This is a genomic window from Glycomyces endophyticus (assembly GCF_039531525.1).
Taxonomy (GTDB): Bacteria; Actinomycetota; Actinomycetes; order Mycobacteriales; family Micromonosporaceae; genus Glycomyces; species Glycomyces endophyticus.
The window spans coordinates 1-13,159 of sequence record NZ_BAAAQF010000023.1 but is presented as its reverse complement, the minus strand read 5'-3'; the positions used below and the strand labels follow the sequence as shown (position 1 = coordinate 13,159).

The following is a 13,159-nucleotide window of genomic DNA, read 5'->3' as shown; positions in this document are numbered from 1 at the left end:
GCTCTCGCCCGCGGGCGCTAGCCTTCGCCGCCGGGGGGCTCGGACTCCTCCGACTCGGGCTTGCACGCCTCGGCGTCGGCGGCCCGGCGGACCGTGATCTGCACGGTGGTCCCGGGGTCGACCTCGGTGCCGGCGCTGGGGGACTGGCGCACGACGCTGCACTTGGTCTCGCCCTCGCCCTCGTAGTCGACGGCGGGGCTCAGGCCCGACTCCTCGACGCGCGCCCGCGCGTCGGCCTCGGACAGGCCGGCGACGCCGGGGACGGTCGACTTCGCGGGCGGGGACGGGGAGGCGCTCTCGGACGCGCTCGCGGTGCCGGTCGGGCTCAGCGTCGGCCCCGGCGAGGCCGGGTCGCCCGACGGGTCGGCGTCGCCGCTGGCGGAGGCGGAGTCGCTCGGATCGGGCGTGGCGTCCTGCTCCTCCTCGCCGTCGTCGCCGGCCCAGAAGCCGTCGTCGCCGTCCTGGCCCTGCACGCCCGCGTCCTCGGCCCCGGACTCGTCGGCGAGCGTCGCGCCCGGGTCGCGCTCCCCGCCCCACGGCAGGCCCGCGGCGGCGACGACGCCGACGGTGGCGATCGCCGCGAGCGTCACGGTGAGGGTGACCCACAGGCGGTGCTTGCGTCGCGGCTCCCCGGGCGCCGCCGGCGCCGGGCCGGCGGGCGGCGACTGCGTCGGCGGCTGCGACACGGCGCGGTGCGCGCCGGTGACCGGCGGCAGCGAGTGGCCCCCGGTCAGGTGGTGCTGTCCGCTGTCGTCGCGGCGGTGCGCGCCGGTGTGGGAGCCGGTGGGCGGCACGGAAGGCTGCTCGTTCATGTCGCGCTGGTCCATGACGCGGGTGCGCGCGGGCGCGTTCCGCTGGGATAGCAGCGCGCCGCGGGTGTCGCGGCAGGCCGCGGCGAGCGCGGCGGCGTCGGGCCAGCGCGCGGACGGCTCCTTCTGGAGGGTCCGCCGCACGATCTCGGTGACCTCGTACGGGACGTCGGTCGGCAGGGGCGGTGGGGCGTTGCGCAGGTGGGCCGAAAGCACCCCGAGCGGGGTGTCGGCGCGGAACGGCGGCGCCCCGGCGAGGCACTGGTGGGCGACGACGCCGAGCGAGTACAGGTCGGAGGCGGCGGTGAGGTTCTCGCCGGCGGCCTGCTCGGGGGACATGTACGTGACGGTGCCGAGGACGACGCCGGTGGTGGTGAGCGTGAGGTTGTGGCTGGCGCGGGCGATCCCGAAGTCCACCAGGACGACCGAGCCGTCGCCGCGCACGAGGATGTTACCGGGCTTGATATCGCGGTGCACGATCCCGGCGGCGTGGGCCACCTGGAGCGCCTCGGCGACGCCGCCGACGATCTGGAGCGTCTCGGCGGTGGGGAGCTTGCCCCACAGGCCGAGCAGCTTCGAGAGCGGCTTGCCGTCGACGTACTCCATGATGAGGTACGCGAGCTGGGCGTCCTCGTCCTCGATCTCGCCGTAGTCGTAGACCTCGACGACGCCGGGGCCCTGCATGACGGCGATCGCGCGGGCCTCGCGGCGGAAGCGCTCGCGGAAGCCGCGGTCGTCGACGAGGTCGGCGAGGAGGACCTTCACCGCGACGGTCCGCCACAGGATGGTGTCGGTGCCCTCCCAGACGTCGCCCATGCCGCCGCCGCCGATGCGGCGTTCGAGCCGATAGCGCCCGTCCAGGACATCGCCGGCCTTGAGGTTGCGCGTGCTCAGCATCGGGCCGCTTTCCCCTTCTCGGCGAAGCCTGCCAACCGCGCTCCACCCCTCGGACGCTCGCGAGCGGTGCAGGCGAGGCGTCGGATGATCTCTCGGGGGGTCTAACGACCGGAGGCCGCGGAAGCTACGCGCTGAATCGGGCGATCTTCGGATTCGTCGCGTTTTCCGGGGACGGCGGGGCGGCGCCGCTGATCTGCGGCGGCGCGGGTCAGGTCGGGGCGAGGCCGGCGGTGAGCGCGGCCCCGAGGGGGACGGCGCGGGTCGGCGGCGCGGGGTTCACGCGGGTCTCGCCGGCGTCCGGCTCCGGGGCCTGGGACTGGTGCACGGCCTGGCCGAGCTGGCCGTCCCAGCACGCCCAGGAGTGGCACGGCCAGGACTGGCCGCAGTGTCTGCACACGGGGTGCTTGGCGCTCTGCTGGTCGAGCGCCGGGGTGTGGCGCTTCCACCAGCGCGCCTGCACGCGCCAGAGGCTCGGCACCAGCACTTCGCTGGGCGGCTCGTCCGGCGGCGGATTGTCGAGTGTGTACGGACTGCGCAACGCAGGCTGCCTTTCAGGTCTTCGTCATGAGGCGGATCCCTTGCGGCCCTGCGTGATCGGGCCCAGGAACCGCAGTGTGCCCTGGTCGTCGCCGAGGTGCGGTGTCGAATCGGTACAGTCGGGGGAGGCGGGTAGCCCCTCCGTACAGTAGAATTGCACATGCAGATTTTGGATGCAAGAGGTATAACCGGATCGGGTGGCGATTCCTCCACCAGCATGACGGCACCGGACGAGCGGCCAGAAGTCCTCCCCAGCCGGTGCGTCCTCACCGAATCCGGAGAGATCAGGGTGTCAAATGGGAACATCGAACGACAACGCTGAGAGCGATCTGCCGAAGAAGTTGGGAGGCAAGGCGATGCCTTCGAGCGGCAGCCCCACCGTCCGTCGCCGCCGCGCGGGCCGGATCCTGCGCGACCTGCGGGAGAAGTCCGGCAAGGGCGCCGACGACGCCGCCTCCGCGCTGGAGGTCACCAGCTCCACGATCTACCGCATGGAGCTCGGCCGCGTCGGCATCAAGCCCCGCGACGTGCAGGCCCTCGTCGAGGTCTACGGCGTCCAGGACGCCGAACTCGTCGACGAGCTGGTGCGCCTCGCCCGCGACGGCCGCAAGCGCGGCTGGTGGGCCCGGTACTCCGACACGATCTCCCCGCCCTACGCGACCTATGTGGGCCTCGAGCAGGACGCCTCGAGCCTGAACGTCTACGACGGCCTCATCATCAACGGGCTGCTCCAGACCCGCGAGTACGCCCGGCACACGTTCAGCATGGTCCCCGAGCGCTCGCTGCGGTACATGGACCAGCGGATCGACCTCCGCATGGAGCGCCAGCAGCGCCTGCGCGGCGACCTGAAGATCTGGAACGTCATCGACGAGGCGGCGATCCGCCGCGTCCTCGGCGGCCCCAAGGTCATGATCGACCAGCTCCAGAACCTCCTCGAGCTCGGCTCGCTCCCGAACGTGCACCTCCAGGTGCTCCCGTTCGAGGGCGGGGCCTACCCGGGGATGCTGTCCTCGTTCACGATCCTCGGCTTCGGGGAGCTCGACGGCGAGGTCGACCCCGGCTACCGCCACCCCGACGTGGTCTACATCGAGGGCCACAACGGCGACGTCTACGAGGAGGGCGAGGACGTGGAGCCGTTCCACGAGATCTTCGGCTTCCTCCGCTCGGCCGCGCTCGACCCCGGCCGCAGCCTCGAGTTCATCGAGCGCCAGGCCCACCACCTGAAGTCGCTCTAGCGGACCCGCGACGCGAGGGGGCGGCCCCCTGAACCGGTGGCCGCCCCCTCGCTCCGTCCCTACCTGCCGGATGTCCGCAGCAGCGAGGCCCAGTCGGCTCGACTGGCGTGCAGGATCGGGCTCACCGTCAGCTTGGTGTCCCTGATCTCCACGCCCTCATCGGCGAGCCTGGCCTCGACACAGGCCCCGTTAGGGCCTGACCTGCTGCTCTTCCTCCATGTGTGGGTCAACATGGATCTCCTCCTTCCAAGGAGCATTCGAGTCCCCAGGACGGCCTTTACCATAGCCGCCGCATGGCAAGCGAAACGTCGACTATCCGTCACTATCAGGTTTTGGACAGTCCGGTGTCCGCCTTCGCCATTGCGGCGCTTCGCGGCCGCCCTCGGCCTTCCCCCGCTCGATTAGGACCGTCGCTCGCCCGATCCCGGACCGTCGGCCCAGCGTCCGTCGCGCGTCATTCGACACCGCAACGGGATCGGCGCCGGATCGCCGGTACGGGGTGGACGGTCGCGGCCCCATACCCGAAGCCACAGTGAACATACGAAGCCCGTGAGCCTCGTTCACTCAAACGAGTGCGGCGATCCCGGCGGCGCCGCCCCGGAACCCTCCCGGCGCGACCCCGCTCCCCGAGGGTTACCCCGACCGGCCCGGGGGAAGCCCCCGAGGAACCCCGGTTCCGCGGCATTTTTCCGAGGATTCACGAAATCGCCGAACCAGGGGGACTTTCACAATTGCAGGGCGGGAATGGAATAATATTCAGACCAACACCACAATCACTGGTCACGGGGGGTGACGATGAAAGACGCCATTGAAACCTCGACCGTCGCGTTCGCCGCAATCGTCGCGATCGTCCTCATCTTCGCAGCGGTCCTCGGACTGCGGTCCTTCATCGAGACCAAGCGCCGCCGAAAAACCCGGGCCAAGACCGACGCCGAGGCCTGGACGGAACTCCTCGGGAAGCAGCTCCAGATCGCGCCGGCTTCGGTCGGCGACACCGAGGCCGCAGCGGCCCTGGACCGCGCCCGCAAGCTCCACTACGGCGCCGTCCAGCGACTGAAGACCGCCAAGAAGCGAAAGCAGTTCGAGCGCGTCCGAACCTACGCGCTCGCCGGACTGCACAACCTCAACATCATGCGCCGCCGCCTCGGCAAGGCCCCCGGACCGCAGGGGCCGATCCCGTTCAACGCGGGAGCCAAAGCGGCCAAGCGCGACGACAACACCCGCGACGTCGCGACAGGGCCGTCCACCGGACTGCCCTTCTGAGCGACCGAGCGGACGCGACAGGGGCGGCCTCCCGGCCGCCCCTGTCGCGCTACGCCTCCACCTCGCGCCGCGGCGTCAGCAGGTCCATGACCCACATCGCCAGCCACACGATGATCGCGCCCCAGAACGCCGGCCAGAAACCGTCCACATAGAACCCCAGTGACAGCTTCTCCGACACCCAGCCCGTCAGCCAGAACATCAGCGCGTTCACCACCAGGCCGAACAACCCCAGCGTCAGCACGTACAACGCGCAGCCGACCATCATCACGATCGGCTTCACCAGCGTGTTCACCAGCGTGAAGATCAACGCCACCAGCAGCAGCGACAGGAACCGCGCCCCCGCCGTGTCGCCGTACAGGTTGATCCCGTCGACGATCGCCGCCGCGAGCCACAGCGCCAGCGCCGTCAGGACCAAGCGCACCAGAAAGCGGAACATAGCTGCCAGTATCGCCGCCGACACGCGCCGCCGTCCACTTTCCGCCGATTCGAATCCGGGCCCGCGCGTTCACCACCGGTTCACCGAAGCGCGAGCCCGCCGCTACCGGCCCGGCCTATCCTCGGCGCAGCCCTGCCTGACATCCCGACCTGCGTCCCAGCAGAAGGAGCGATCATGAGCGACCCGGCACTGCCCGCGGCCCGCCCCACCGTCGACCCCCGGCGCCTCAGCGCGGCCCCCCAGCCGGCGCACCTGCGGGCCCCCGGCGGCACGGACGGCGCCACCGTCTTCGACATCAAGGACGTCGACGTCTACTACGGCTCGTTCCGCGCCGTCAAAGGCGTCGAATTCACCGTCGCCAAGAACGAGATCACCGCCCTCATCGGCCCCTCCGGCTGCGGCAAGTCCACCCTCCTGCGCTCCCTCAACCGCATGAACGACCTCGTCCCCGGCGCCCGCGTCGAGGGCACCGTCGCCTACCGCGGCAAGAACATCTACGACAGCGGCGTCGACGCCGTCGAGGTCCGCCGCCGCATCGGCATGGTCTTCCAGAAGGCCAACCCCTTCCCGAAGTCCATCTTCGACAACGTCGCCTACGGCCCCCGCATCCACGGCGTCAAGCGCTCCGAGCTCGCCGGCATCGTCGAGGACTCCCTCCGCAAGGCCGCCCTCTGGGACGAGGTCAAGGACAAGCTCAAGCAGTCCGCGCTGGCCCTCTCCGGCGGCCAGCAGCAGCGCCTGTGCATCGCCCGCACCATCGCGCTGGCGCCCGAGGTGGTCCTCATGGACGAGCCGTGCTCGGCCCTCGACCCGATCGCGACCGCCCGCATCGAGGAGCTCATGGTCGACCTGGCCCGCCAGTTCACCATCGTCATCGTCACCCACAACATGCAGCAGGCCGCCCGCGTCTCCGACAAGACCGCGTTCTTCTCGACCGAGGTCAACGAGCTCAGCGACACCCGCACCGGCGTCCTCGTCGAGTTCGACGACACCCAGCGGATCTTCACCACGCCCTCCGACGAGCGCACCGAGAACTACGTGACCGGCCGCTTCGGCTAGCGTCCCGAGCACGAGGAAGGGCCCCGCCTCTCGGCGGGGCCCTTCCTGTTCGTGCGAGACCAGGCTCGCGGGCGCTAGCGCTTGTCGATGGCGAAGCGCGCCGCGATGATGCGGGACAGGACGGTGAACACGAAGACGATGGCGATCAGGGTCAGGGCCGCGCCCCAGGCGCGCTCCTGCGACGCCGCGAACGGCTGGCTCGCGTTGCGGAAGATCTGCGCCGCGAGCGTGGTGTTCGCCCCGTCGAACAGGTCGGGCTTGTACACGTAGGTCAGGCCCACCGTGACGATGATCGGCGCGGTCTCGCCCGCGGCGCGCGCCACGGCCAGCAGCGCGCCCGAGGTGATGCCCGACGAGGCCGCCGGGAGCACCACGCCCATCGTCGTGCGCCACTTCCGGGCGCCCAGACCCGAGGACGCCTGCCGCAGCTCGTCGGGGACCAGCCGCAGCATCTCCTCGGTCGAGCGGATCACGATCGGCAGCATCAGGCACGCCAGCGCGAGCGCCCCGGCGAAACCGGTCCGCTCGTCGATCACCGTCACGTACCCGACGTAGATGAACAGGCCCATCATGATCGACGGGACGCCGGTCATGACGTCGGCCATGGTGCGGATGAACCGCGCCAGCGGCTTGTTCTTGCCGTACTCGTTCAGGTACACCGCGCCGAGCACGCCGACCGGGATCGACAGCAGCGACGCCATGCCCGTGATCGCGAGCGTGCCCACGATCGCCGGGCCCATGCCCGGGCCCTCGGTGCGGTAGTTCCGCGGGATCTCCTCGATGAACCAGTCCAGGCTCCATGCCGAGGCGCCCTTGGAGACGACCTGGTACGCCACGAGCGCCAGCGGCAGCGCCGCCAGCAGCACGCACAGGCCGATGAGGACCGTCGCGGTCCGGTTGGCGAAGGCCCGCCGCAGCGACAGGTTGCGGCCGGACAGGTCCGGCGGGGTCTGCCCTTGGAGGGTCGTCATGAGTGGGCACCCTTCATCTTGATCTCCGCCCGGCGGACCACGACGCGGGCGAGGAAGTTGATCAGCACGGTGATCGCGAACAGCAGCACGCCGATGCCGATCAGCGCGTCGGTGTGGAGGCCGCTCGCCTCGCCCCACTGCTGGGCGATGACCGCGGCCATGGTGTTGCCGGGGGCGAACACGTTGGCGTTCATGCCGACCGCGCCGCCGATGACCAGCGACACGGCGATCGTCTCGCCCATCGCCCGGCCCAGACCCAGCATCGAGGCGCCGACCAGGCCGCCGAAGGAGTGGGGCAGGATCGCGCCCTTGATCATCTCCCAGCGGGTCGCGCCGAGCGCGTACGCGCCCTGCTTGTCGATGTCGGGGACCGTCGCGAACACCTCGCGGGAGATCGACGTGATGATCGGGATGCACATGACGGCCAGGATCAGGCCGGCCGTGAAGTAGTTCCGCCCCGTCTGCGTGTGCGCGAACACCGACGACAGGCCCGGGATCGGCTCCATGAGGCCGGCCCACCACTGGTACGCCGGGGTGATCCACGGCACCAGCACCAGGCTGCCGACCAGGCCGAACACCACCGACGGGACGGTGGCGAGCAGGTCCACGATGGTGACGATGTACTTGCGCGAGCGGCGGTGGGCGACCTCGGTGATGAACAGCGCGATCCCGATCGACACCGGCACCGCGATGATCATGCCGATCAGCGAGGTCACCAGGGTGCCGTACAGGAACGGGAACGTCCCGAAGACCTCGTCGCTGGGGGACCAGCGGATGCCGGTCAGGAACTGGATCGGGTCCAGCACGATCGCCGGCCACGCCTGCACCGACGTCGTGACCAGGATCAGGCCCAGCACGATGAGCACGGTCAGGCCGGCGAACGTCACCAGGCCGGTGAAGCCCTTGTCGGTCCGGCGGGAGCGGGCCTCCCCGCCGAGGTCCACCTGCGGGGGCGATTCAGGAGATGCCGTAGTGGTCAAGAGAGTCTCTCCGGTTTCGTGAGCGGAACGGCCGAAAACCCCAGCGGCGTCGCGGCCGTTGGGGTCATCGGAACCGTGGTCCTAGGCAATCGTCTCGTTCAGGGCGTCGATCGCCTGCTGACGGAGCTCGTCGGGCAGGGCGGCGTAGTTGTTCTCGGCCGCGATTTCCTGGCCGTCCGTGAGCAGGTAGTTCACGAACTCCTTGACGCCGGCGGCGATGGTCTCGTCGTCGTAGTCGGTGCGGATGAGGATGTAGGTCGGCGCGGTGATCGGGTAGGACTCGGCACCGGCCGCGTTCAGCGGGCTGTACGACAGGTCCTCGGCCACCTCGGCCCCGGCCAGGGCGGCGGTCGCGCCGTCCAGGGTCGGCTGCACGAAGGCGCCGTCGGCGTTCTCGATCGACGCGGTCACGAGGCCCAGCTCGGCGGCGTCGGCGAGGTCGACGTAGCCGATCGCGCCCTCGGTCTGGGTGATGATCTGGGCGACACCGGTGTTCTTCTCACCGCCGACGGAGGTGGCGGGCCACTCGAGCTCGTCGGAGGCGCCGAGGGTCCACGCGTCGGTGGCCTCGTCGAGGAAGGTGGAGAAGTTCTTCGTGGTGCCCGAGCCGTCCGAGCGGCGCGCGATCGTGATCGCGGTGTCGGGCAGCGTCGCGTCGGGGTTCGTCGCGGCGATCGCCGGGTCGTTCCAGGCGGTGATCGTGCCCTGGAAGATGTTGGCCAGCGTCTCCTGGTCGATCTGGAGACCGTCGACACCCGGCAGGTTGTAGGAGATCGTGATCGGGGCCGCAACGGTCGGGATGTACTGGAAGGAGTCGGCCTCGGGGCCGTCGCCGTCCTTGACCAGGGAGTCCGTCCCGGCGAAGTCGTTCAGGTTCTGACCGAACGCCTCCTTGCCGGCGGAAGAGCCGTCGGCGCTGTAGGTGACGATGAGGTCGGGGTTCACCTCGGCGTAGGCCTCGATGGCCGCGGCGTAGAACGCGTCCGGGAAGCTGGCGCCCGAGCCGGTGATCTCACCGGAGACGAGCTCGCCGTCGCCGGAGCCCTCGTCATCGCTGCCGCCGCCGCAGGCCGCCATGCTCATGGCCAGGGCACCCGCGGTGATCGTGCCGAAAATGGTCCGGCGGTTCAGTTTCATGTTCACAGCTGGTCTCTACTCCGTCTCCCGGACCTGGCCCGGGTCGTCATTCACTGTCCGCAGCCATCAAACCCAGAGCCGGTGTTCACCTGCTGACTTGGAGTTGAATTCAAAGTGAACGACTGAGCGCGATTCGCAACAGCGTCGCAGAGCCCGCAAACCCGAGCCTCTGACCAGGCAGTTTAACCCGGCCTCGGCCCGGCTGTGACCGGACCGTTATGAACGGTCGAGGTGCACGTCCCCTGTGACGGCGTACACCACCTGGTGCGAGACGCGCACCGCGTGATCCCCGAACCGCTCGAAGAACCGCGCCAGCAGCGCCGCGTCCACCGCCGTCTGCGGCCCGTACCCCAAGGTCGGCAGCTGCGCGTGGATGCGCTCCTGGATCGCGTCCAGCTCGTCGTCGTCCAGGCCCATCTGCGCCGCCCGCAGCTGGTCCTGCTCCGCCAGGATCACCACCAGCTTCTCCGCGATCCGCACCGCCGCGGCCCCCATCGCCGCGAAGTCCCCCCGCAGCGACTCCGGGACCACCGGCACCGGCGCCCGCAGCAGCACCGACTTCGCCACGTGCTTCGCCAGGTCGCCCATCCGCTCGAGATCCACCGAGATCCGCACCGCCCCCAGCACGAACCGCAGGTCCGCCGCGACCGCGTCGTACTGCGTCATCAGCTCGATGATCCGGTCGTCGATCTGGAACTGGAGCGCGTTGACCTGCTCGTCCTCGGCGACCACGGCCTCGGCGGCCGCGGTGTCGCCCTCCTGGAGGGCCGCGCTGGCCCGATCGATCGCGACGACGACGCGGCGCGCCATGTCGACCAGGAGTTCGTTGAGCTCGTCCAGGTGCTGGTGGAACGGGTTCGCCATGATCGACCAATCGCGGTTCGGAAGGGTTGACGCGAGCCGCGTCGCAGACCACCTCAGTCTAGTGGGAGACCAGTACGCGCGCGGCGAGCGGCGTCGCGCGGCAAACGCCGGGCGAACGCGCTTGGACGCCCGGCGTTAGAGTGAGGGCGAAGCACGAACGATCCCCCAGGGAGTGGACCCGATGACCTACCCCTCACAGCCCGGCTACCCGAGCCCCTACGGCCAGCAGCCGCCGCCCGGCGGCCAGCAGCAGAACAGCCTGTGGCTCATCGGCGGGTCGATCGTCCTCGTGCTGGTCATCCTCATGACGGTGGTCCTGCTCGTGGTCCAGCAGTCGCAGAACGACGACTCCGCCGACGGCGGGAGCGACGGCGGCAGCGAGGGCACCGACGGCGGTGGTGACGAGGGCGGCGACGAGGGCACCGACCACTCGGGCATGGGGACCGTCGAGATCAACGCCGACGCCTGCGCCGCGTTCGACCTGAGCACCTTCGAGGCCGAGTACGGCTCCTACTCGCCCGACGACACCTACACCTCCTCCTCCACCACCGGCGGCCTGGCGTCCGTGACCTGCCAGTACTACAACGAGGACTACACCTCGGTGTACATCACCGTCACCGACTGGGAGGACGCCTCTGACGTGGTCGACTGGGTCAACTCCGACGCCGACTACTACAACGAGGAGAACGGGTACACGATGTCCGAGTACACCGACTTCGGCGACGCGGGCACCCTCTACTCGACCGACTACGGCGACAGCGGGACGACGACCCTGCACGTCGCCCTCGGCAGCCTCGACGTCTCGACCTACACGACCCTCTACGAGGCGGAGTCCATCTCCAACGAGTCCGGCGTGGCGGTCCTGGAGGACTTCGTGAGGCAGGCCGACGTCCTCTTCGCCGACTACAAGTAACGCGAAGGGCCCGGCCGACCAGGTCGGCCGGGCCCCGCGAAGCCGTGCCGTACAAACCAAAAGAGGCCCTGTGACCAGGACCTCTGTGTGGTGCGCCGCCAGGGACTCGAACCCCGAACCCGCTGATTAAGAGTCAGCTGCTCTGCCAGTTGAGCTAGCGGCGCTTGATGATTGAGTTCCCACGGCGCTCTCCGCCGGTGTCCCCCGCACGAGGAGAAACTTTAGCATGTGCTTCGGGCTCCGTCTCCAGGGGTCCCCGGGGTGGCTACCCTTGAGCGGTGACAAGTTTCGTAGACCGCGTGAATCTCCAGGTCATTGCCGGTAAAGGTGGCAACGGCTGCGTGTCGGTCCACCGTGAGAAGTTCAAGCCGCTCGGCGGCCCCGACGGCGGCAACGGCGGCCACGGGGGTGATGTGGTCTTCGTCGTGGACCCCAACGTGCACACGCTGCTGGACTTCCACTTCCAGACGCGCCTCCAGGGAGGCAACGGCAAGCACGGCCAGGGCTCCAACCGCGACGGCGCCACGGGCGAGTCCATCAAGGTGTCCGTCCCCAACGGCACCGTCATCTACTCCGGCGGCGAGATCCTCGCCGACCTCACCGGTGACGGGACCGAGGTCACGGTGGCCCAGGGCGGCCGCGGCGGCCGCGGCAACCGCGCCCTCGTCAGCTCCAAGCGGAAGGTCCCCGGCTTCGCCGAACTCGGCGAGTCCGGCGACGAGCTCGAGGTCGTCCTCGAGCTCAAGAGCGTCGCCGACGTCGGCCTGGTGGGCTTCCCCTCCGCCGGCAAGTCCTCCCTCATCGCCGCGATGTCGGCCGCCCGGCCGAAGATCGCCGACTACCCGTTCACCACGCTGACCCCGAACCTCGGCGTCGTCTCCGCGGGTGAGACCACCTACACGATCGCGGACGTCCCGGGCCTCATCCCGGGCGCCGCCGCCGGCAAGGGCCTCGGGCTCGAGTTCCTCCGCCACATCGAGCGCTGCGCGGTCCTCGCCCACGTGGTCGACTGCGCCAACCTCGAGTCCGAGCGCGACCCGGTCTCCGACATCGACGCCCTGGAGCACGAGCTCGCCGAGTACGGCGGCCTCGCCGACCGCCCGCGGATCATCGTCCTCAACAAGGTCGACGTCCCCGACGGGCGCGAGCTCGCCGAGTACGTCCGCGGCGACCTCGAGAAGTACGGGTGGCCGGTCTACCTCGTCAGCGCCGTCAGCCGCGAGGGCCTCAAGGAGCTCAACTTCGCCTTCGCAAGAGAGGTGCAGGACTTCCGCTCCGCGCAGCCTCCGGTCGAGGCGACCCGCATGGTCATCCGCCCTGCCGCGATCGACGACTCCGGCTTCAAGATCAAGAAGCTCGTGCCCGCCTTCGAAGGCGACGTCGAATTCCTCGTCACCGGTGCCAAGCCCGAGCGCTGGATCAACCAGACCAGTTTCGAGAACGAAGAGGCGGTCGGCTACCTCGCCGACCGGCTCGCCAATCTCGGCGTCGAGGACGAACTCGTCAAGCAGGGCGCGATCCCCGGCTCGATCGTCAAGATCGCCGACCACGAATTCGAGTGGCAGCCGACCGACCCGAACATCATCGCGACCGTCGGCCCCCGCGGCACCGACGCGCGCTTCGAAGTGAGCGACCGGAAGGGCGCCGACGAGCGCCTCGCCGAACGCAAGGAGCGCCGCTCCGAACTGCTCGAGCGAGTCGCCAAAGAGAAGGAAGCGAGGGGCAAGAGCCGCCGCGGCTAAGCCCCATTTGCGGACTGACCTGCAAGAACACGGGGTTTGCAAGGGTGTGGCGCCGAGCACGCACCCCCCTTGCAAACCCCGGTTCTCCATCGCGTAAATTTGTCTTTGCCCGAGGGGGAAACGGACAGGAAAGCCGAAAGGACCTGGACGAAAACCAAAAGGGCAAAACTCCGAACGAATCGATCGGGGGCCAAAACGGCCCGAAAACCGGTCTGGTAAGTTACTGGAGCCGCTCCGGTCGGAGAGGAACTTCCAAGAAGTTTCAGATCTGATTAGTGCGTGTTGTTTGAGAACTCAACAGGGTGTTTGGATGGTC

13 protein-coding genes and 1 tRNA gene are annotated in these 13,159 nt (G+C 69.4%); 5 read left to right on the top strand and 9 right to left on the bottom strand.

Annotated features, from left to right (window positions below; genetic code table 11):
- Positions 1-17 precede the first annotated feature (17 nt).
- On the bottom strand, positions 18-1,706 hold the full coding sequence (locus ABD419_RS21815) for a protein kinase domain-containing protein (RefSeq protein ID WP_344491137.1): 1,689 nt from the start codon (positions 1,704-1,706) through the stop codon (positions 18-20).
- 208 nt (positions 1,707-1,914) lie between these two features.
- The gene (locus ABD419_RS21810) at positions 1,915-2,244 is read right to left on the bottom strand and encodes a hypothetical protein (RefSeq protein WP_344491135.1); all 330 of its coding nucleotides are present in this window, start codon (positions 2,242-2,244) and stop codon (positions 1,915-1,917) included.
- Between the two features lie 295 nt (positions 2,245-2,539).
- Between ABD419_RS21810 and ABD419_RS21805 the strand changes: the two genes are divergently transcribed.
- Positions 2,540-3,478: a helix-turn-helix domain-containing protein gene (locus tag ABD419_RS21805; protein ID WP_344491132.1), complete on the top strand. Its 939-nt coding sequence runs from the start codon at positions 2,540-2,542 to the stop codon at positions 3,476-3,478.
- A 59-nt stretch (positions 3,479-3,537) separates the two neighbouring features.
- Here ABD419_RS21805 and ABD419_RS21800 read toward each other — a convergent pair whose 3' ends face one another.
- The gene (locus tag ABD419_RS21800) at positions 3,538-3,711 is read right to left on the bottom strand and encodes a DUF397 domain-containing protein (protein WP_344491129.1); all 174 of its coding nucleotides are present in this window, start codon (positions 3,709-3,711) and stop codon (positions 3,538-3,540) included.
- Positions 3,712-4,273: 562 nt separating this feature from the next.
- Between ABD419_RS21800 and ABD419_RS21795 the strand changes: the two genes are divergently transcribed.
- Positions 4,274-4,741, top strand: coding sequence for a hypothetical protein (locus ABD419_RS21795; protein WP_344491126.1), 468 nt, complete (start codon positions 4,274-4,276; stop codon positions 4,739-4,741).
- 49 nt (positions 4,742-4,790) lie between these two features.
- Here the strand turns inward: ABD419_RS21795 and ABD419_RS21790 are convergent, their stop codons facing one another.
- Positions 4,791-5,177: a phage holin family protein gene (locus tag ABD419_RS21790; protein WP_344491123.1), complete on the bottom strand. Its 387-nt coding sequence runs from the start codon at positions 5,175-5,177 to the stop codon at positions 4,791-4,793.
- A 174-nt stretch (positions 5,178-5,351) separates the two neighbouring features.
- Between ABD419_RS21790 and pstB the strand changes: the two genes are divergently transcribed.
- Positions 5,352-6,236, top strand: a complete 885-nt coding sequence (gene pstB, locus ABD419_RS21785; RefSeq protein ID WP_344491120.1) for a phosphate ABC transporter ATP-binding protein PstB — start codon at positions 5,352-5,354, stop codon at positions 6,234-6,236.
- 74 nt (positions 6,237-6,310) lie between these two features.
- Here the strand turns inward: pstB and pstA are convergent, their stop codons facing one another.
- From pstA to phoU, 4 genes are all read right to left on the bottom strand, one after another.
- Positions 6,311-7,207 (bottom strand): phosphate ABC transporter permease PstA, encoded by an 897-nt coding sequence (pstA, locus tag ABD419_RS21780; protein ID WP_344491117.1) that lies wholly within the window; start codon positions 7,205-7,207, stop codon positions 6,311-6,313.
- Entirely contained in the window at positions 7,204-8,187 is a 984-nt protein-coding gene (gene pstC / locus ABD419_RS21775) for a phosphate ABC transporter permease subunit PstC (protein WP_344491114.1), read from the bottom strand. The genes pstA and pstC overlap by 4 nt, the downstream gene beginning before the upstream one ends.
- Before the next feature lie 81 nt (positions 8,188-8,268).
- Positions 8,269-9,324, bottom strand: a complete 1,056-nt coding sequence (pstS, locus tag ABD419_RS21770; protein WP_344491382.1) for a phosphate ABC transporter substrate-binding protein PstS — start codon at positions 9,322-9,324, stop codon at positions 8,269-8,271.
- 216 nt (positions 9,325-9,540) lie between these two features.
- Entirely contained in the window at positions 9,541-10,188 is a 648-nt protein-coding gene (gene phoU, locus ABD419_RS21765) for a phosphate signaling complex protein PhoU (RefSeq protein ID WP_344491111.1), read from the bottom strand.
- Between the two features lie 181 nt (positions 10,189-10,369).
- Between phoU and ABD419_RS21760 the strand changes: the two genes are divergently transcribed.
- Positions 10,370-11,101, top strand: a complete 732-nt coding sequence (locus tag ABD419_RS21760; protein ID WP_344491108.1) for a hypothetical protein — start codon at positions 10,370-10,372, stop codon at positions 11,099-11,101.
- Positions 11,102-11,189: 88 nt separating this feature from the next.
- Here ABD419_RS21760 and ABD419_RS21755 read toward each other — a convergent pair.
- Positions 11,190-11,265: transfer RNA gene (locus ABD419_RS21755), tRNA-Lys, on the bottom strand.
- A gap of 114 nt (positions 11,266-11,379) precedes the next feature.
- Here ABD419_RS21755 and obgE point away from each other — a divergent pair.
- Complete coding sequence (obgE, locus tag ABD419_RS21750) at positions 11,380-12,843, top strand: GTPase ObgE (protein ID WP_344491105.1); 1,464 nt, start codon at positions 11,380-11,382, stop codon at positions 12,841-12,843.
- The last annotated feature ends 316 nt before the right edge of the window (positions 12,844-13,159 follow it).